This is a genomic window from Nitratireductor lacus, from assembly GCF_056431025.1.
Genome location: NZ_JBWKMB010000011.1, coordinates 102,670 through 122,758, shown reverse-complemented (window position 1 = coordinate 122,758; position 20,089 = coordinate 102,670). Strand labels below are relative to the sequence as shown.

Here is a 20,089-nt window from a genome sequence, read left to right as displayed (position 1 = left end):
TCACGAAGCGGGGCCGTTTGAGCGCGATTGGAACTGGATTTAGGAGTTGTCGACCACAGAGCGGTTGACGATTTTCAACCGACGATCAGTATCGACCACATAGACCTCACGGTAGCGGTTGCCGCCGTTATGGAATTCGTTGAAGGTTACCGAACCGACGGGCGTCTTGCTCAGGGCGGTCTGATCGGCATTGTAGTTCAGGCTCCCTTTGATCGGCTCAAGCGCCGCTGCAGGCGCGGCGAGGATGAGTGTGGCGAGTGCTGCAAGAATTGCGGTTTTCATGATGATCTCCGTGTCGCATCTGGTTTGCTTTGTAATCTCGGCGAGACATAGCAAGCGCCGATGCCGGGACCATCGCAGGATAGGCGATCACCGAGAAATCAAGTGCTGGCGAAAACCGCGGCCACTTTCGATCAAGCCATTGGGAAGAATATTCACGCGGGTGTTACGCGATTCTCATTGAAAGCCTCGAAGGGAACACCCATGGGTTTCAGAGGTTCGCGGGAACTACAGGGACATTGTCGATCAGCCGTGTTTCTCCGAGCCAGGCGGCGGCAAGAAGCCTTGCAGGACGATCGGCGCGCTGGACAGGCTCGAGGGTTTCTGCATCCCGCAGTTCAAAATACTCCACCCGGTCAAACCCTGCTTTTTGCAGGGCGTTCCGCGCCGCTTCCAGAACGGGAGCAGCGTCACTACCGGTGGCCAGGTGCGCCGCACTTTTCAGCAACACATCTGCAATGGCGGGTGCGATGCGCCGCTGCTCGGTCGTGAGGCGCATATTGCGGGATGAGAGCGCCAAATTGTCGACTTCCCGCACCGTCGGACAACCGACGATCTCGACCGGGATGTTCAAGTCGATGGCAAGCCGGCGCACCACCAGAAGCTGCTGGAAATCCTTCTCGCCAAAGCAGGCGATGTCGGCTTCGCTCTGCAGGAGGAGCTTGCTGACGACAGTCGCAACGCCGTCGAAATGGCCGGGCCGGTGCGCTCCGCACAGCCCATCGCTCACACCCGAGACGGAAACGGTGGTTGAGAAACCGGAGCCATACATCTCCTCTACCGCAGGGGCGAACAGGACATCGACAGCCAATGGCGCGAGTTTGGCCGCATCGTCGGCTTCCGTGCGTGGATAGGCGGCGAGATCGGACTCGTCGTTGAACTGTCTGGGATTAACGAACAGCGTGACGATCACCCGTTCGGCGCGCGCCTTTGCTGCTTCCACCAGGCTCAGATGACCTTCGTGGAGCGCGCCCATGGTGGGCACGACGGCAACACGCTCGCCGGCGCACCGCCATGTGCGAACGCGCTCACGCAGTTCTGCAACCGTGCGGAGGATGCTGGGGCTCATTCGGTCTTTCCCTTCCTGCCATCGGTGAAGACATGGGCGTCGCTCGGAAACTCCCTGGAGCGGACTTCCTGCGCATAGGCCGCGATGGCCGCATCCGCGGCCTCGCCAAGCTCGGCGAAGCGCTTGACGAATTTCGGCTTGAACGCGTCGAACATGCCGAGCATGTCATCGACCACGAGTATCTGCCCGTCGCAGGCCCGCGATGCGCCGATGCCGATGGTGGGAATGGCAATTGTCTCGGTGATGCGATCGGCGAGCGTGGCGGGAACCTTCTCAAGCACGACGGAGAATGCGCCCGCATCGGCCACCGCTTCCGCATCCCGCAGTATGTGGAATGCGTCGCCGCCGCGCCCCTGCACTTTGTAGCCGCCAAAACTGTTGACCGCCTGGGGCGTGAGGCCGATATGCGCCATGACCGGAATGCCATGCCGGGTCAGAAACCGGATGGTCTTTTCCATCGTCTCGCCACCTTCGAGCTTGACGGCCGCGCATCCGGTCTCGGCCATGATGCGGGCGGCATTGCGAAAAGCCTGCTCCGGCGTTTCCTCGTAGCTTCCAAAGGGCATGTCGACGACGAGTAGGGCGCGTTCCACGCCACGCCGAACAGCCTGGCCGTGCATGATCATCATGTCGAGCGAAACGCCGAGTGTGCTTGGCAGGCCATGCAGGACCATGCCGACACTATCACCGACGAGAACGATGTCGCAGTGCCGGTCCACGAGGCGGGCAAGCGGGGTGGTGTAGGCGGTCAGGCAGACGAGCGGATCGCCGCCCTTCCGCGCCAGGATGTCGGGCGGCGTCAGTGCCGTAATCCGTGCGTTTGCGCTCAAACTGTCCTCCCTTCGCGTATCGCCACTGGTACGGAACGTGCCGCGCCGGAACGATTGCGACAGGGATATGACACAGTTTTTTGCGGATGCGAAGACTTGCGGCGCAGATTGCCGAATGTCAATCGCCGTTGAAAATGTCAGTCGATGTAAGGGTTTGCGCCAGGCTGTCGGGTGCGGTCGGCATTCCGGCGAGCACGGACTGGGCGGCTTTGAGACCGCCTGTGATGCGCTGCAATATCGGGCCGGGCCCCAGCGTATCCAGCGGTATTCCCCACTGACCCTTGCCGGGTGTGCGCTGCGGCCATACCTTCAGCTCGAAATACCGCGCCGCCTTCCGGTCCACATCTCCCCAGTACTGAACCACCGTTGCGTCGGGCGCGCTCTTGGCGATCCAGCCGAGATCCTGAATCCCGAGGCGCGGCTCCTCGCGGGGACGCTTGGCGAGAAGGATGGCGCGCCAGTCATGCTCGAAAATCTGATTGGCATGCGCGACGACAGCCACCTGCGCACCGGCCTGCCTCAGCCCCTGTTCCAGCGTGTTGGAGAGAGGATTGTCGCAGATCAGTGCGATATCGGCCCCCGCCACGGGGATTTCCGCATCCTTGAGCAGCGCGAGGCAGAGGGCCGGGTGGTAGTCTCTGGCACCCACCAGCGGATGGGATTCGTTGACGGCGGAGATCGGGATGTCGTGCTCAAGGCAGGCCTCAATGTCCACCTCTCCTGTCAGCGTCATCCAGGCTTCGTGCATCAATGCCACGACCGAATGGTCGGGCAGGCGTTCGATCAGCGAGCGCGTGATCGGGCGGATGGATGGACCATTGAGAAGGACATTGGTCGCACGGCAGGTCTCGTGGTCGATCCGTTCGTCGATCGACAGATTTTCCAGGAGCCCGGCGGCCCCGACCAGTGTACGCGTCGCCTCTGCCGCTTCTTCGGCTGACTGGAACCGGGTGGCCGTCGGTGTGACGGCGGTCACGGCAGCGGCACCCGCCATGAGGGCGGTTGCTGCGGTTGCTGCCAGAAATCGGCTGTCGACGGGAACCACGACACGCAGTCCCGAAAGGCTCAGGTCGAAGGCTCGAATGTTCTCTTCGATGAGCGCGAGCATCCCGATTGTGTCTGTGTGTTGAAGTGCTCGTTCTGAACTGCCACTGCTTGCCATCAGAGTTCTGCCCGGTTCGCCGACCTTTCCTGGTCTACCGCCCGGTGCGAAGCCTCTCCGCACGAGACGTGTCCATCGTTCGCGTGTCCTCCCCCGCTCCCGGTTCGCTCCTCTCCGTTTGAACCGGGAGACATCCCTCGCCATGCCTTCGCACTGGCGATCCGGAGCCTCGTTTCTGCGCTGCGCCAAGTTCCGAAACCTCAATAAAGGCGGTAACTTAGCGTTTTATATTCGACGATTCTCAATCTTCTCAACTGCTGGAAATCATAAAAGCCCCGGCGCGTCGTGCAGATAGAACGTTGGTGCAAATCCCCTGCGCTTAGGTGTTACGGCGTTCATCTTGTCAGCGTATCGGCGGGTCTCCTCTAATCATTTTGAAAGGCATGGATCCCACGCTTCGCGTTGCGGCGCGGGTTAGTGCCGCAAGCCGGGAGCCTCCCGTGGCTCCGGGGGCAAATGGTGGTCCGCCGTGAAGGTCGACGCGGTCGCGCGCAGCTGACCGACAAGGTCGATCTGGCGCTGAAGCGCATTCATCCGCCGCGTGTAGTTCTTCATCGAGCGGGTCATCTCGTCGATCCGCGTCGAGAGCGCGTTCTCATGGTCGTTGCTTTCAAAGCGCTCCTGCGCGAAAGCGGCGGTTGCCGCGATCCGCTCGCAGCGCTCCTTCAGGCCCCGTCGTTCAGCCCGCAACTCCCTGTCGAGAAGGTCGAGCGTGTGCAGAAGCGTGTTGAAACGCAGTGTATCGGTTTCCTCGTCACGCGCCGCGCTCCTCATACGCAGGACTGAAAACATGGCTCTGTCACGCTCCGTTTCTCAAGTGTGTGTCGGGGAGTTTCACTCTGGCGACCCGGGGGCGCAGGGGGGGCTGTCTGCGCGCCGCCTGTGAGAGCGAAACCGGCATCGGCTTTCGCCTGGCAATCTCGTCATCGATGATCTGCTGCATGCGCTGTCTGAAGTGAGCGTCGCTGAACTGCTGCGCATGCTGGCGGATGATCTCGGGATGAAAGGTCCCTTCCATGGCCTCGAAGCGACGCACGGCATCGATGAGACCGGCTTCGGACTGCTCGTCGAAGAGGAGCCCCGTCTGGTCGGGAACGACCGAATCGAGCACGCCACCGCTCGCATGGGCGATGACCGGCCGGCCGCTCGCCATCGCCTCCACCGGCACGATCCCGAAATCCTCGGTGCCCGGAAAGATGAGCGCCCGGCAGCGGGCAAGCATGTCTTTCAGCTGCGGGAAGGGGGTTCGGCCCAGAAACATCACGCTGGGCCCGGCGAGCCGCTTCAGCGTCGCCATCTCCGGTCCTTCGCCGATTACGACGAGCTTGCGGCCCATACGTGTGAACGCGCGCACGGCCAGGTCGACCCGCTTGTAGCCGACAAGCTGGCCGGCGACGAGATAATGGTCGCCAAGGTTGCTCACGGGCGCGAAATCATCGACGTTCACCGGAGGGTTGAGCACGGTCGCCCGGCGGCGGTAATATTTGCCGATCCGGTCCGCCACATGGCGCGAATTGGCGACAAAGGCGTCGACGCGCGCAGCGGTGGTCACGTCCCAGGCGCGCAACGCCGGTGCGATCCACGGCATGAGCAGCCGTGCCGGCAGGCCGGCATTGGCCCGGTAGAAATGATAGTGGTCCCACACATAGCGCATGGGTGAGTGACAATAGCAGACATGGGTTGCCTGGGGGCCGGGCGTGATGCCCTTGGCCGGTCCGGATTCGCTGGAGATCACGAGGTCGTATCCGGAGACGTCCAGGCTCTCCAGCGCGAAGGGCATCAGCGGCAGGAGCGACTGATAGTGCCGTTTCGCACCTGGTATCTTCTGTAGAAAGGAGGGGGTGATCCGGTGCCGGCGGATTTTCTCCGAAACCCGTTTTTCGTCATAAACCAGCGTGAAGATATCGGCGTCGGGATACATGTCGCACAGGGCTTCGACGACCTTTTCGCCCCCACGCATGGAGACCAGCCAGTAGTGAACGATGGCGACACGCAAGATGGTTCTCCCGGATTTGCCCTCCGGGATATTGCTTTGAAACGGCACGCGGGGGCACGCCGACAATACGGTTGAACGCGTGTCTGAACGATGGAGCGGCGCGCTCAAACGGGCTAGGTCATCATCCGATCGGACGTTGACGCTTCGCGTGGGGTGCCCGTTCTGCGTCAAAAGCCCAATGGACTTAGGCGCTCTAGCCGAAAGGAACTAGCCGCACACCATTTCAACCGAATTTACCTCGCGCCGTTTCGCCCGATGATCGACGGTGGGGGAGGCGATTCTGCGTCCTTCCCGAACGCCATGGATATCTCCGGAACGGGCAGGATGAAGCAAAGCACGACTGATCGCACCATTTCTTTCGACAGCGCGAGATCGTTTGTCCTCACGGCGTTTGTCTTCATCCTCTGCATTCTCGCCAGCAGTGATGCCGCACGGGCACAAGACGATTTTCGGCTCATGCCGCAGACGCGGGTGAAGATCGCTGTGGTCGAATGGGTGGAGGCGCAGGGCGAATATCGGGAATGGGCGGCCCTCAGCGGGGAATATACCGTTTCCTCGGCAGGTATGATCGCCCTTCCGCTGGTGGGGCCGATCGCAGCGGACGGCAGGACAAGCCAGGCGTTCGCGGACGAAATCGCCGCCGCACTTCAAAAGAAGACAGGCCTTATCGCGCCACCGGCCACCACAGTGGAAGTGGTGCGCTATCCGTCTGTGTTCGTCACCGGGAGTGTGGAGCGGCCGGGAGAATTCGAGTTCAAGCCGGGGCTCAACGTCTTGCAGGCGCTGGCCATGGCAGGCGGGCGTGTGCGTAGATCTGATCTGACGGGCGGTTATTCGGAGCTCGAACAAATCCGCTATGCCGGCGAGATCGGCCGCATCGATCTTCAGCTCCTGCAGCTTGCCACTCGGCGAGCGCGGCTCGAAGCTGAACTGGTCGAGGGAAAGGAGGTCGATTTCGACGCCGCTCTTCAGGGACGCCCGCTGGCCGGGCACGCGGCACAGTTTGTGCGGGACGAGCGGGCGATATTCGAGGCCCGGCGCAATGCCTATGAGCGGCAGCGCAACTCGCTGAACGAACTCGGACTGCTTTTCCGAGAGGAGATCAGGATACTCGGCGAAAAGATGGTGGCGCAGGACCGGCAGATCAAAATCGCCGAGGAAGAGTTGGGCAATGTCGCGCAGCTGGTCAAAAAGGGCACAGTCACGAAATCGCGCGAGACAGGGCTTGAACGCATTGTTGCCGACCTCCAGTCGAGCCGGCTCGATCTCGCGGTTGCATCCATGCGCGCGCGGCAGCGGCTGAGCGAGACCGAGCGTGATGCGCTCAGCCTCGAAGGCACAAGGCGCACGGAAATCGGCGCCGAGCTGCAACGGGTCAATCTGGAGATCGACGACCTGGAATTGCGCCGTGGAATGACGGAGCAGCTTCTTCAGGCAACCGGGGCGTCGATCCTGCACCGTGAGGACAGGGCGTTCGAGCAGCAGCCGCTGCGGTTCAGCATCCTGCGCGGCGGTGATGAGAAACAGCGTGTGGACGCAGTTGAAACGACCGGGCTGGAACCGGGCGACGTTCTGGATGTGCAGCTAGACCTGCTGCGCGCCTCGATGCCGCGCGCTTCCCTCGAAAACGGGATCAGGCAGGCGCAGTCTCGCTAGATCGCCGTGCATCCGTCCGGACGCACGGCGATCTAATTATTGATGGAGCATCGGAATGGCCCGAAAACCGGATTCCACTTTTCGGTCCGATGCTCAAGATCGCCGTGCGTCCATGCGGACGCACAAAGGACGATCTAAACGATGGACGGAGCATCGGAATGGCCCGAAAACCGGATTCCACTTTTCGGTCCGATGCTTAGAGCATTTGCAGTCAGGTTGGGTCACCTGGCGTCCGCGCAAATGCGGAAAACAATGAGATAGCCCTCTGCCTCCGAAAGGACGCATGGGGCTTCAGGACGGGTGGGGCAGAACATGGTGGTGCAGGAAATCAGGAAGCTGACCGGAACGGAGATGGCGTCGAAGGAAAGCGGTCGGCAGCAGGACTACATCTCCTTTCGCGACATCTGGGCCTTCCTGCAAAGGCATTTTCTGATTCTTGCCCTGGCTTCCGCTGCGGGCGTGGCGCTCGGCGCACTCTACATTGCCAATACGGAACCCACCTACACCTCCATCGCACGCATCGTCATCGACCGTGAACAGGCGCGCATCGCCTCACAGGACGCTTCCACCGGCACCATCATCATCGAGACCGCAGAAATTGCGAGCGAGGTGGAGATCGTCGAATCGGAGGCGATTGCCCGTTCCGTCATCAAGCAGCTCAATCTGACTGAAGACCCGGAGATCCAGACGAGCGGCTCCTGGAGATCGGCCGTGCGTAGAGCGCTCGCGGTGATGCTCTCCGTGTTCGATCCAGCGACCGGGGAGGATGCAGAAGCAGCCGGCAAGCCGAATGAAGAAGACATCATGCGCCGCACCATGGCGGGCTTTCTCGGCCGTGTGTCGGTTCGCCGCGTGGGCCAGTCCTATGTTCTGGAGATCGGCTACACGTCCACGGACCCCGTCAAGGCGGCGCGGGCCGCGAATGCCATCGCCAACACATATATGCAGTCGAGCCTGGATGCGAAATCGCAAATCATCGCGCGCGGCGCGCAGTGGATCGAGGATCGGCTGGTTGAGATTGGCCGGCAGGCACAGGAAGCCGCTCTCAGTGCCGAGGAATACAGGAACAGCAACGATATCGCGCAGGTCGGCCCCTCCGGTCTCGACCAGCAGCAGCTTGCCGAAATCAGCAGTCAGTTGCTGGCGGCCCAGGCGGCGACCGCAGGCGATGCGGCGCGGCTTGCCAGCATAAACCGCATGCTGGCCGGGGAACTGCCCGACAGCTATGTCGGCGATGCGTTAAGCAACACCGAAATCAACCGTCTGAGAGCGGAACTCGGAGCGGTGCGTACGCGGCTTGAAACCTTGCAGACCCGCTATGGTGCCGACAGCGAACCGACCTTGGCGGCAAAGTCAGAGATCGCGCGGCTGGAAGCACAGATCAACACCGAGCTCATTCGCATTCAAGGTGTCTACAAATCAAATCTCGACACCGCGCAGGCCCGCGAAGAATTGCTCAGGGAGCAACTTCACGCGATCAAGGGCAGTGTCACGGAAAAGAACCTGGCTCGCGTCCAACTGACCGAGCTTGAAAGCCGGGCGACCACCTATCGGCGTATGTATGAAAGTGTCCTTCAGCAATTGATCACCACGCTGCAGAAGCAGTCCTTCCCCATCGGCGATGCGCGTATGGTGACGGCGGCAACCCCGCCGCTTGCGAAGATTTGGCCGAAAACGACGCTCATCATTCCCATGGCCCTGATGCTGGGCTTTGCCGGCGGCCTGGGGCTCGCCGGCCTGCGCGATGTGCTCGACCGCCGCATCAGTTCCGGCGAGCGCCTTAGCCGTGAGCTGGGCCTGCCCACACTCGGCCATGTTCCCTTTACGCGCTTTCAGGCGCCGGGTGCCAAGGGTGCACTGCGCTTCGTTCTGGATGCACCTTACTCCGGCTTCTCCGAAGCGCTGCGTGGCGTGAAAAGCTCCATTGACGCGGCATTTCCTTCGGGCGGGCCGATCGTCGTGGGACTGACGTCGGTCGGCGGTGGTGAGGGAAAGAGCACGATCGCAGCCAATCTGGGACAGCTCTATGCCAATGAGGGCCTGCGGGTGGTGCTGGTCGATGCCAATTTCAAGAATCCGTTTCTCAGCATTCAGGCGGTCAACGCGGGGCCGAAAGCAGGCCTTTCCGTTTATCGTGGCGCTATGGACGTCGATGATGCGCCTGAGGAAAAGCACAAGGGCGAGAAGCGCACCCAACTGGAGGAAGCGCCGATCCTCCCCGTGCTGACCGTCGAGCAGATTCGAAGGGCAGCGCACCCCGGTCACCGCTTCGGGCACCTGCCCGCACTCAAGAAAAAGCTCGAAGAGCTCCGTCAGGATTACGATGTGATCATCGTGGACCTCTCCACCTTTGCGTCCTCGGCGGACACGCGTGCGGCCAGCGCCTATCTCGACGGCATCCTCCTCATGCTCGGCAACCGGCGCAAGATGACTGTCGAATGGCTGGCCCGCGCGCTTGCCACATTCGGCAAGTCCCGCGTCGGCATTCTGGGTGTCGTCTTCAACAAGCGCAAAACCCGGCCATGGTGGCATCCAATCGCCCGAAACAAACTCGATACGGGAGGCCGCCATGCAGTTTGAACGCTACCCGGGACGGATGGATCTTCGGATCGCTGTCGGCATCGCCACCACTGGACGCAGGAAAATTCTCCACGCCGTGGTGCCGCATCTGCTGGACCAGTCGCGGCCGGTGGACCGTATCGTCATATGTGCGGCAGAGAAGGATGATGTGGACGCCGATGCCTTGGCCGCACTCTTTCAACGGACCAGCGTCGTGTTTGCCGAACGGGGGCTCTGCCGGCAGCGAAACCGCATTCTGGAGAGTGTGGAAGATGCCGACATCGTCCTGTTCCTCGACGATGATTTCCTTGTCACGCCGTCCTATCTGGAAGAGACGGTGCGCATCTTCCAGCGCTATCCCGATGTGGTCATGAGCACGGGAACGGTGGACGCGGACGGCATTCTCGGGCCGGGAATTCCGCTTGATGACGGTTTGCGCATCATCCGCTCGCAATCGGATGCAGAGCCGGTCGGTGGCGAAAAGCCCGTCTACAGCGGCTATGGGTGCAACATGGCGGTCCGCATGTCGACCGTTCGCGGGTATGGCCTCCGCTTCGACGAAAATCTCCCGCTTTATGGCTGGCTCGAGGATGTGGATTTCAGCCGGCAACTGGCGCGGCATGGGCGTATTGTGAGTTCCGAGCGTCTTCATGGCGTGCATCTCGGCACCAAGACTGGCCGCACATCGGGCCTCCGGCTGGGGTATTCGCAGATTGCCAATCCGGTCTACCTCATGGGCAAAAAGACCATGAGCCCGCGTCATGCGGCGCCGCAGATCATGCGCAACCTTGCCGCCAATGCGGTGAAGGTTTTCCGGCCCGAGCCATGGGTGGACCGGCGCGGCCGGCTGCTGGGCAATATGCGCGCCGTCGCGGATCTGGTGCGCGGCCGGCTCTCCCCCCGGAACGTGACAGTTCTGGAATAGGGGGCGATCATGCGTCCGGGGCGGGTTGTCATCATCAACGATCGGTCGACGGAGATCGGCGGCGCCTCCAACCTGTCCTGCCTGTCTGCCCGGCTTCTGCGTGAGGCAGGCGTGCCCGTGACCTTTTTTGCAGGCGATGAACCAGCCCGGACGGCGCAGCCTGAGACCGTCCACGTCAACGGAAAGCCGCTTGTCGAGCGCGGGCGTTTTTCTGCCCTTGCCGGCGGGCTCTACAACCGGAACGCCTACAGCGCCCTGAGTGGCTGGATTGCCAGGCATGACAGGCCCTCGACAATCTATCACGTCCATGGATGGTCCAAGATCCTGTCGCCGTCCATCTTCCGGGCGCTCGCACCGGTGCGCGAGCGGGTGGTCCTGCATGCACACGATTATTTTCTCGCCTGCCCCAATGGCGGCTTCATCAACTATCCGGCAGCATCCATATGCGACCTTGATCCCATGTCGCTACGCTGCCTCGCGACGCAGTGCGACAAGCGCGGCTTTCACCAGAAGGCCTGGCGTTCCACGCGACACCTTCTGATGCAGCGTTTCTCTGCCCTGCAAAGACAGCCCGCCAACATCGTGCTCGTGCACGAGGGGATGCGGCGCTTTTTCAACCGTGCCGGCATCAATGACAGCCGGATGGTGACCATTCGCAACCCCGTTGCGCCCTTTTTGTCTTCCGGGGCCCGTCCGCAGGAGAAGCGAGATTTCTTCTTCATAGGACGTCTGGAGCCTGAAAAGGGGTTTGAAGACGCCGCACAGGCAGCACATCTTGCCGGTGTTCCCCTGCATGTCATTGGCGAGGGTGCCGGGCGCGTGCTCCTTGAGGCTCGCTATCCGGAGGTGACACTGCATGGCTGGTGCAATCGCGCGCAGATTGCCGGCCTGATCGGCGATGCACGCTGTGTCGTCATCTCCTCGAGGGTTCCCGAACCATTCGGCCTCGCTGCCCTTGAGGCCGTGGGAAGCGGCATCCCAGTCGTGCTTCCATCCCATGCATTGCTCGGCGGCGAGCTGACGGAGGCGGGTGCGGCTTTCACTTTTCCCACGGGCGGCATAGAGGCCCTTGCTGCCACTCTGCGCCGGCTGGCCGATGACGATGACCTGATTTCGGCGATGAGCGAAAACGCCCTCGCATGCGCGCCGCAGCTCTCCAACACGACGGAAAGCTGGCTGGCGGCGCTCCTTGCGCTCTATGCAGGCATCCTGGACCGCGTGATCAGAGGACCGACGCCAGGGGGTGGGCGGGGGAATCGCCGCATGGAAATCACGGCGAGGCAGGCTGTTGGCACCAGCGGAAATGCACCGGGAGCTAATGCTTTTGGCCACGCAGCCAGCCAGTCAAATGAAGCCGATTAGTCCGGTGGCGCTGCAGGGGTAGGGATGGTCCGATTGTGCGGTGGATTGCACCTAAATTGCCCCGCCCAATACCCCGATGGAGTTATATCACGGGGTCTGCGGGGCCTTATAATGATCGACGGCGAGGCAAACAAAAACACCCAGGGGCGGGTTCATGCTGTACGCATATGATGATTCCGTAAAGCAGGGATTGGAGCTGCGGAAAGTCAGGCATCTCCGCTCGTACTTCGTTGTGAAGAGACTTTTCGATGTCGCTTTCAGCGTTCTTGTCGTTGTTTTTCTTCTCCCTGCCATCGCATTGATTTGTCTTTGTATTCTGGTCAGCGACGGGCGGCCTGTCTTTTACAGACAGAAGCGGATCGGTCGGGATGGCCGGGTGTTCGAATGCCTGAAGTTCCGCACCATGCGCCGCGACGCCGACCGTCTGCTCAAGGAACTCCTGGACCAGAATCCCGTCCTCCTCCAGGAGTGGCGCGCCTGCCAGAAGCTGCGCAACGATCCGCGCATTCATCCCATCGGCCATTTCCTTCGCGTGTCGAGCCTGGATGAGTTGCCGCAGTTCCTGAATGTGTTGCGCGGTGAGATGAGTGTGGTCGGCCCGCGCCCGATCGTCGAGGACGAGATGGCACGCTACGGCGAGCGCATAAACGACTATCTCATGATGAAGCCGGGCATTACCGGTCTGTGGCAGGTGTCAGGTCGCAGCGACACATCCTATGCCGAGCGGGTCCAGCTTGATGTTCAATATTTCCAGAACCGTACGACCTGGCTCGATCTGAAGATCGTCTGGCGCACGGTCGGCGTCTTCCTGTTCGATCACAATGGCTGCTAGAGCATCGGACCGAAAACCGGAAGCGTTTCAGAGGAGGACGAGAAACAGAACGGCCAGCCAGACGATGAGGCATAAACCGATAACGAGCCAGCGTATGCTGATCTTGGCGCTGATGGCCTTGAACGGCCGCGCGAGGAAGCCGTGGTTCAGCTGGTCTTCTTTACTTGCATCTCGCACTGGCTGCTCATTGTCCGCCGCAAAGCATCAAAACTGGAAACCGCACACAGGGAACCGCAATCGCTCCGGTTCCCATACTGAACGCCAGGCCGCATCGAGCATCGAAACCCATGCGGCTGCACATCTGAAAGTTTCATCGCCAGGGACGACGAATCATCAGTGTTCCCGTGGAAATCGTAGCGGAAGCGCTTGCGCAGGTGAATAGCGGCAGGGGGAATGCAACGTGAAACCGGATCACAAACCACGGCAGGATGACACACAGGTGAGCGGATTCCTTGGTCTGTCCGTCTCGAATCTTCTGGGCGGCGGCGTGTGGGTCATGGTCGCGCGGCTGTTTTCGCAGGTCGCGCAACTGGTCGCCTTCGTCGCTGCCGCGCGGGTTCTCTCGCCCGCCGAGTTCGGATTCTTTGCCTTCGTCTCCGCCATCGCCTTCCTGTTCGTCGTGATCAGCGAAGGAGGGTGGGCGGAGTACATCATGCGCGCCGACCATGGCGAAGAGCAATTGCCGCAGCTCGCTTCCATCGCGCTTGTGAGCGGCTGCTGCTTTACTGCAGCGGGGCTTGTCCTTGCACTTCTCGCAGGTGCGTTCTGGTTCCCCGCCTGGCAGGCCTGGTTGTTCGTGTTGTTTGCTCTCTGGTTTATCCCCGCTGCTCTCAACGCGGTTTATGACGGAATGCTGGTGCACCGGAACCTCCTCAACAGACAGGCGGTTATCCGCATTCTCGCCGAGGCGGCTGGACTAACGGTAACGCTGATCGGGCTCTGGGCCGGCTGGAACATTGTCGCCCTCGTGATCGGACGTCTTGCCACGCACATTTTCGGTCTTGCCGGTGGCATCCATGTGATCGGCTGGATCACGCCCAGGCTTCCGAGCCGTGCAGTTCTTGCTGAGGTAATCCATTTCGCGCGGTACATCCTGAGTGTGCGGATCATCGTCTTTGCCCGTTCTTATTCAGGCACGCTCGCGGTCGGTGGTTTGCTCGGTCTTGCGGATGCCGGTTACTACCGCGCGGCCGAGCGCATTGTGGCGGCCTTTTCAGAACTGGTTGGCGAACCGGCCAGACTGCTGGCCTGGGTTGTGTTTCGCCGCGCAAACAGCCGAAACGCTGCTGCCTCGGCAGGTGATCCGGTCACGCGCGCGGGCAGCTTTTTTCTGCCTGTGCTTTTCGCCATCGCAGCCCCGGTGTATCTCGGCCTGGTTCTGGTTTCCGGCAATCTGGTGGACATTGCGCTGGGCGCCGCCTGGGCACCGGTGGCGCTTGTCGTCAAAATCCTCGCGGTCCGGCAACTTTTGATGTTTCAGGGATATGTAACCGAGCCGCTCCTGACTGTTCGCGGTGAGGTGAAGCGGCTCTGGCCCCTTTCACTGCTCATAAGCTTCGCTTCGATCCTGATGATCCTGGTGCTGGCTCCATTCGGCCTCGTATATGCGGCGCTGGGCCAATGCGTGGCGGCCGCCTTTGCCGGTGCGCTGTCTGTATGGTTCCAGATACGCTATGGAAAGCTCGACTGGGTCGGGATTTCCGCCAATAGCGGGCTGATTGCGCTCGCGGCTGCGGTGATGTTCGTCGGCGTGTCGTCGCTTGCTCACTGGCCCGCCGAGACCCACCTGCCGCCCTATTCGCAAATGGCGATGCAGGTTCTGGTGGGAGCAACCATCTATCTGGCCGTTCTCTATGCAAGCTGGAAATGGACGGGCTGGCTGAAATCCGGGCACTGACCCTGTGAATATATGTGTGTGTGTTCAGGCAAGAAGCCGCGTCTTGAGATGGTCGGCAAGGCGCAGGGTCATGGCGATGATCATCAGCGTCGGATTGGCGTGGCCTGCCGTTGGAAACACCGAACTGCCCGCAACGTAAAGTCCCTCGACATCATGAACCCTGGCGTTCCGGTCGACCACGCTTGTCGCCGGATCATCGCCCATGCGCGTGGTACAGGCCGGGTGGGCCATGTCGCTAAAGGGTGCGTTCCTGAAATCCTCCTCCAGAATCCAGGGCTCGAGTCTGGGCTGGGGCAGGCCGACCCGCCAGAACTCGGCCGAGATGAGTTCGGCAAGCCGCGCGACACTGGCGGTTTCCGCCCAGCCGATCTTCCAGTCTACACGCGCGAGCGGGATGCCAAGCCGGTCGCGGAGGGATGAGAGCGTCACGCGGCTGTCGCGGTTGGGCCTCTGTTCGGCCATGGCGTCGAAGCGCAGCTCGGTGAGTTGGCGCGGCAGGCCCCGTTTCATGATGAGCCGCCGGTGCAGGCCGGCTGCCAGCCCGCCGGGGGCCGCAAGCGCGGTCCTCAGGTCGTCGAGCCGGAACCGCCGGTTTCCGGCATAGAAGCGTTTGAGCGCCAGCCACGGGTCGTTCGGCGCCAGTATCTGCACCGGATAGGTCGCGCAGTTGAGCAGCCCCTCGCGCGCCTGCAGGCGCGGGCTAAGCGCCAGCCCACGCAGATAAAAATGCGTGCGGCGTTTGTGGCTGAGCCCGTAAAAGCCGAAATGCTCGGCAACGTCCTGCAGCGTCTCCTTCCCGAACCGTGCGATCACCGTGCGCGGATGGTCGGCCAGGTAACGGCCCACGCAGTCATGATCGTTGCCGATGCCCTTTGCCGCTACATCTCTGGAGGCCAGAAGCATGCGCGCGTTCTCAATCCCCCCACCGCACAGCACGATCACCGGCGCCCGGATCACCGCTTCCTCCCCCGAAAGGCTTTTGACATCGAGTGCTTCGACCCTTCTTCCATTCTCGGAGAGCCCGATGCGGGTGACGGTCGCATGGGTCAGAATGTCGATGTTCCCCGCCGTCAGTCCCCTCGCAATGTCTGCAAACCGCAGCGGCTCGCTGCCCTTGATCCTGTGGCTGAACTGCCAGAAGAAGGTGCGCACGAGATCGTCATTCAGGTCGATATCGGCGGGCGGTGAGGCCAGCCGGTGATAGAGCGCCCTGTCGTAGATGTTGGGGCCGAGATTGAGCAGCGCCGCCGCGCGGTCGAGCACATCCGTGAGATCGCGCCGCTGCAGCGGCCAGCCGGAATCGGGAACCCATTTGCGGGCGTCGAAGTCGATATCGTCGAACGCGGCACATTTGCCGACCCAGGTGTGCGTGCTGCCGCCGACCATGCGGTTGCGAAGCTCGAAGGCGGGGATGTCGTTGAGCCAGGCAAGATCGCCCGTATAGCCTCGCTGGAGCGGCATGGCATCACGCGCGTTGGGATCGCCGATATTCTCCACCCGATTGAGGGTTTGTACTTCGGGATCGAAGTCCACGCCGCCGCTTTCGACAAGGAGAATCCTGAGGCGTGTACCGGAAAACTCTCGCGCCAGTGCCAGCCCCGCGGGTCCCGCCCCGACAAGGGCGAGATCGGCGTCAAACTGTGTGCCCGAAGGCACGCTGCGCAAGTCTAGAGTGGACACGTTGCCCCCTGAGCAGGCCATCACAGCAGCACGTCAGCCGCGCATGAAAAGCGGTTTGCTGCATCGTGATTGACCCTTAAGCACGCTAGCAAAATCTCCGGCCCAGCCGAACTCATCCAAATTGCATAGAAGGGGCGACTTGCTAAGGGTTTTGGCCACTGCGAAGTAGTGCGCGGCGCCGCGTCGCTACATTATTGGATTATTTGAAAAGCCCATGGCCCGGGCATACGCTTGAAGAATAAATGGGGCGCCACGGGCACGGCTCGCCCGTCGGCCAAGCGGGAAAACACCATGGCAAAGGTTGGTTTGCGTGAGTGGCTGGCGATCGGCGGGGTCATCGCTTCGGGGCGTCTTGCGCGCTATGGCGGGCCCGGCGAGGGGCCGCTCGACCGGTTCGAAAAGGCATTTTCCGAAAAGTTCGGCGTCAAACATGTGTTGACAGTCAGCAGCGGCACAGGCGCGTTGATCAGTGCATTGGCTGCGTCCGGGGTGGGCCCCGGCGACGAGGTGCTCGTGCCTGCCTATACCTGGATCGCCACGGCCGCCTCGGTACTCGCTGTCGGGGCCGTGCCGGTCATCGTCGATATCGACGAGACGCTGACCATGGATCCCGAAGACATTGCGCGCAAGATCACGCCGCGCACCCGTGCCATCCTGCCGGTGCATATGGCCAACATGGTCTGCGACATGGAGGCGATCACGACGCTCGCCCGCCAGAACGGTCTCATGGTGATCGAGGATGCCTGCCAGGCGGTGGGGGTGAGTTACCGGGGGCAGCGTGTCGGCACCATTGGCGACATTGGCGCTTTCAGCTTCAACCAGTTCAAGAACATCAATATCGGCGAGGGCGGTGCGGTGGTCTCGCAGAGCGACCGGTATTTCGCCCGCGCGCGCATGTATCATGATGTGGGCGAACTCTTTCGCGGGCATCTCGACAATTACAACGAGCCGAGTTTTTTCGGTGTGAACTTCAAGGCAAGCCAGATCCAGGGCGCGATGCTCAATGTGCAGCTTGCCAAGCTCGATCCCATGCTGGGTCGCATGCGCAGGCGGCATCAGGTCATGTCGCACATCCTGTCGGGCAGCGACGCCTTCCGGCTGGGGCCGCACAACGACCCGCAAAACGCCGTCGGTCTCCATGTGCTGTTCGAGACGGAAGGCGAAGCCAAGGCCTTTGCCGCCCGGAACCGGCGCGGCGTCTATCGCGTTTTCGATTCAAGCCGCCACGTCTGCACCCACTGGACTCCGATCCTGGAAAAGCGGGCATTCCATCCGGCCATGAACCCGTATGGCTGGGCCTCGGCCGATGTGGAGTACGGGCCCGATATGTGTGCCCGTTCGCTGGATATTCTCAAGCGCACCTGCCGCATCAGCCTTGGTGAAAACTATCCAACTGCGCTCATGGCCTATCTTGCCCGCCGCATGGCAGGCCAGGGGGCGCAGGAAAGGCGGTTCTCCTATGCAGCTTAAACCCGTAAGCATCGGCGCCGGCACGATCGATGTCTGGCAGTGGTCCCTCGACGTACCCCTGGAGGCGCTTCCGCCGCTCGTCTCGGCACTCAATGAGGCGGAGTTCGCACGTGCCTCTCGCTTCGTGCATGAGCAGCACCGGCTGCGTTTCATCGCCGGGCGAGGTCGGCTGAGGGCGATCCTCGGGTCCTATCTAGGCGTGGCGCCAAATCGGCTTGCTTTCTCGTACAATGCCTTTGGCAAACCCCGGCTTGCCGGGCGCGGTGAACCGCCGCTTCATTTCAATCTCAGTCACAGCGGCCCGACGGCGGTTCTCGCCGTTTCCGATCGCTATCAGCTCGGCATAGACATAGAGCGCGTCCTTCCGTTCCGGGAAAATCTCGCAGAGCACTTTTTCTCCGGGGCTGAGAACGAAGCGCTGAAGGTGGTGCCGGCGCAGGATTATCTTGGAGCGTTTTTCCGCTGCTGGACACGCAAGGAAGCGTTCGTGAAGGCGCATGGTGCGGGGCTTTCGCTGCCGCTTGAATCCTTTGATGTCACCATCGATCCCGTCGGTGAGCCGCGACTGCTGCGGCTCGATGGCGTGGACGATGCGCCGGCCCAGTGGCAGTTTCTCAACCTCACCCTGCCGCGTGGCTATGTCGGAGCGGTCGCGGCGCTGACGGCAGGCAACGCCGTTTCGCTGAACTACCGCGGCGGTACATTGCAGACTGTCCGACGCGAAAGGCGCGGGGCCTGGTGGCCCGCAGCCCGGATCGAACGTCATCAGGCGTTGAGCCGCGCATCCAGAATATAGCGTGAGCCGCTCGCATCGAAATGATGGCAGCCGGTCAGGCCCGGTTTGAAATCGGGCAGGATGCGGCGCACACATGTTTCCCGATAATCATCCAGGTCCAGTTGCTCGATCTCCATGATGTTGAGACCGTAGCCATAGATGCCGTGCGCATTGTACTGCGCGGGCCGGTAGAGCCGGCGATGGCGTGAGAAGATGCGGCCGGCATTGCGTGCCGTGGCGCTGCCCACAACAATGGGATTCCGCCGATGGGGAACGATCCGTTTCAATTCCGGTCCGTCGACCTGGAACGCGTAGAGCGCGGAGCAGTGATCCTCGAACGCGTGATGCTCTGAAAGATTGGTGAAAAGCCACCATTGACCGCGATGTTTGAAAAGTGTGCTGTCGGCGGTTGACCATCCCTCGAGGGCTCGGGAATAGGGCTCCCAGATCAACGGAAAGCTCACCGCGCGCCAGATTTCGATGCGCTTCCTCTGATGCGTCTCCGGCATGAGGAAAATCTCGTCCCCCTCGCGGAAAACGAAGGGAAACGAGAGGTGTTCGCTGCCACCCAGCGCTATGCCGATGGGCTCGAAGCCGCTGCGGGTGATTTCGCCCACGGCGATGTGCGCTTTGGTATCGCCCAGTCCGTAATTCTCGTAGAACAGATAGGTCCGCCCCTCATGGTGAAAAAGGAAGGGATCGGCCTTGATGGCCGTGTCCGTCGGCGGGATCTCGATGGCTTCGCTGGGATCGAAATCGTCAATGGCACCGCGCCCGCTGAAAAGCGTCCAGACGGCGGTTTCCTGATGGGAGGCGCGGCGCACGCTTTTGAGCACACGCTGCGCTATGTTTTTTGTGAGTGCCGCTGCATAGCGGCCTGTCCTGAAAACGCCGGGCGGCCCGAGCGCCTGGACGGCATCGGGGGCTCTGAGCGGCTTTGGCAGTTTGCGGGTGTCCGCGACGCGCCTGAGTTCACGCATCAGAAGCAGAACCGACTTTTCCTTGATGAAGGCGGCATTGCGCGCCGCACTGAATTTCACATTGAATTCGGCCTGCGCGATGACGCGCCTCCCCGGGTGCCGTGCCGTTTCCAGAAAGAGCGAGAGCTGGCTTGTCGGAGCACCGGCCGCCATATCGGCGATGCCGTCCCAGCTTGCCGAGCCCGACTGCGTGAAAACATGACTGAGCGACCAGGCGCCGAACGGAAGGTTCCGAAGCATGGGCTCGGGCAGTTTTGCATCGCAGTGACGCAGGATCACATCGAGTTGCAGCCGGTGCCGGTCGCCATCCTCCACGGCCCAATCCTCCACGGCATTGTCCAGCGGGATGTTCAGTATGGTTTTTCGAGCCCGCTCGAACCGCTTTGCGCCATAGTCGGACTGTCGTGCGAAAAGCGCACCGTCAAGCTGTGCGACCAATCTGGTCAGCATGTCGGCGTGGTTTTCTCCGGCCTGTTTCGAAACGGTCAGAAACGCGACAAGCCGGAAACGGCGGTCCGCAAGCAGCCTTTCGACGAGCTGCAGTTCCCAGTTCTCGAATGGAAGGCCTGCCTGCCGCATTATGCCGATGCGCAGGGGAGGGGTTGCCTGGCTTCGCT

17 protein-coding genes are annotated in these 20,089 nt (G+C 61.7%); 8 read left to right on the top strand and 9 right to left on the bottom strand.

Annotated features, from left to right (window positions below; translation table 11 throughout):
• Positions 1–39 precede the first annotated feature (39 nt).
• The 6 genes from AC07E3_RS11345 to AC07E3_RS11320 form a co-directional block, all read right to left on the bottom strand.
• Entirely contained in the window at positions 40–282 is a 243-nt protein-coding gene (locus AC07E3_RS11345; RefSeq protein WP_336066268.1) for a hypothetical protein, read from the bottom strand.
• A 208-nt stretch (positions 283–490) separates the two neighbouring features.
• Positions 491–1,348 carry a pantoate--beta-alanine ligase gene (gene panC, locus AC07E3_RS11340; RefSeq protein WP_478361959.1) on the bottom strand — a complete coding sequence of 286 codons (858 nt, stop codon included), beginning with the start codon at positions 1,346–1,348 and terminating at the stop codon, positions 491–493.
• Positions 1,345–2,178, bottom strand: coding sequence for a 3-methyl-2-oxobutanoate hydroxymethyltransferase (gene panB, locus AC07E3_RS11335; protein WP_478361957.1), 834 nt, complete (start codon positions 2,176–2,178; stop codon positions 1,345–1,347). Before panB ends, panC begins: the two co-directional genes overlap by 4 nt.
• A gap of 118 nt (positions 2,179–2,296) precedes the next feature.
• Entirely contained in the window at positions 2,297–3,286 is a 990-nt protein-coding gene (locus AC07E3_RS11330) for a hypothetical protein (protein WP_478361955.1), read from the bottom strand.
• A gap of 468 nt (positions 3,287–3,754) precedes the next feature.
• Positions 3,755–4,132 carry a hypothetical protein gene (locus AC07E3_RS11325; protein WP_336066257.1) on the bottom strand — a complete coding sequence of 126 codons (378 nt, stop codon included), beginning with the start codon at positions 4,130–4,132 and terminating at the stop codon, positions 3,755–3,757.
• Positions 4,133–4,139: 7 nt separating this feature from the next.
• Positions 4,140–5,336 carry a glycosyltransferase gene (locus tag AC07E3_RS11320; protein WP_478361953.1) on the bottom strand — a complete coding sequence of 399 codons (1,197 nt, stop codon included), beginning with the start codon at positions 5,334–5,336 and terminating at the stop codon, positions 4,140–4,142.
• 324 nt (positions 5,337–5,660) lie between these two features.
• On the opposite strand from AC07E3_RS11320, the gene AC07E3_RS11315 reads away from it, so the two are divergent.
• From AC07E3_RS11315 to AC07E3_RS11295, 5 genes are all read left to right on the top strand, one after another.
• Complete coding sequence (locus AC07E3_RS11315) at positions 5,661–6,992, top strand: polysaccharide biosynthesis/export family protein (RefSeq protein ID WP_478361951.1); 1,332 nt, start codon at positions 5,661–5,663, stop codon at positions 6,990–6,992.
• A gap of 300 nt (positions 6,993–7,292) precedes the next feature.
• Positions 7,293–9,572, top strand: a complete 2,280-nt coding sequence (locus AC07E3_RS11310; protein WP_478361949.1) for a GumC family protein — start codon at positions 7,293–7,295, stop codon at positions 9,570–9,572.
• On the top strand, positions 9,562–10,476 hold the full coding sequence (locus AC07E3_RS11305; RefSeq protein WP_478361947.1) for a glycosyltransferase family 2 protein: 915 nt from the start codon (positions 9,562–9,564) through the stop codon (positions 10,474–10,476). The genes AC07E3_RS11310 and AC07E3_RS11305 overlap by 11 nt, the downstream gene beginning before the upstream one ends.
• 9 nt (positions 10,477–10,485) lie before the next feature.
• A complete protein-coding gene (locus AC07E3_RS11300) occupies positions 10,486–11,838 on the top strand; it encodes a glycosyltransferase family 4 protein (RefSeq protein WP_478361945.1) in 1,353 nt (450 codons plus the stop codon).
• A 154-nt stretch (positions 11,839–11,992) separates the two neighbouring features.
• On the top strand, positions 11,993–12,670 hold the full coding sequence (locus tag AC07E3_RS11295) for a sugar transferase (RefSeq protein WP_336066242.1): 678 nt from the start codon (positions 11,993–11,995) through the stop codon (positions 12,668–12,670).
• Between the two features lie 27 nt (positions 12,671–12,697).
• Here the strand turns inward: AC07E3_RS11295 and AC07E3_RS11290 are convergent, their stop codons facing one another.
• Entirely contained in the window at positions 12,698–12,847 is a 150-nt protein-coding gene (locus AC07E3_RS11290) for a hypothetical protein (RefSeq protein ID WP_336066239.1), read from the bottom strand.
• A gap of 262 nt (positions 12,848–13,109) precedes the next feature.
• Here AC07E3_RS11290 and AC07E3_RS11285 point away from each other — a divergent pair, with 262 nt between their 5' ends.
• Positions 13,110–14,567, top strand: a complete 1,458-nt coding sequence (locus tag AC07E3_RS11285; protein WP_478361942.1) for an oligosaccharide flippase family protein — start codon at positions 13,110–13,112, stop codon at positions 14,565–14,567.
• A gap of 24 nt (positions 14,568–14,591) precedes the next feature.
• Here the strand turns inward: AC07E3_RS11285 and AC07E3_RS11280 are convergent, their stop codons facing one another.
• The gene (locus tag AC07E3_RS11280) at positions 14,592–16,247 is read right to left on the bottom strand and encodes a GMC oxidoreductase (RefSeq protein WP_478361940.1); all 1,656 of its coding nucleotides are present in this window, start codon (positions 16,245–16,247) and stop codon (positions 14,592–14,594) included.
• Positions 16,248–16,538: 291 nt separating this feature from the next.
• Here AC07E3_RS11280 and AC07E3_RS11275 point away from each other — a divergent pair, with 291 nt between their 5' ends.
• Complete coding sequence (locus AC07E3_RS11275) at positions 16,539–17,717, top strand: DegT/DnrJ/EryC1/StrS family aminotransferase (RefSeq protein ID WP_478361938.1); 1,179 nt, start codon at positions 16,539–16,541, stop codon at positions 17,715–17,717.
• A complete protein-coding gene (locus tag AC07E3_RS11270; RefSeq protein ID WP_478361936.1) occupies positions 17,707–18,513 on the top strand; it encodes a 4'-phosphopantetheinyl transferase family protein in 807 nt (268 codons plus the stop codon). Before AC07E3_RS11275 ends, AC07E3_RS11270 begins: the two co-directional genes overlap by 11 nt.
• Here the strand turns inward: AC07E3_RS11270 and AC07E3_RS11265 are convergent.
• Positions 18,483–20,051, bottom strand: coding sequence for a glucosamine inositolphosphorylceramide transferase family protein (locus AC07E3_RS11265; RefSeq protein WP_478361935.1), 1,569 nt, complete (start codon positions 20,049–20,051; stop codon positions 18,483–18,485). The two genes, AC07E3_RS11270 and AC07E3_RS11265, sit on opposite strands and share 31 nt — an antisense overlap.
• Positions 20,052–20,089 lie beyond the last annotated feature (38 nt).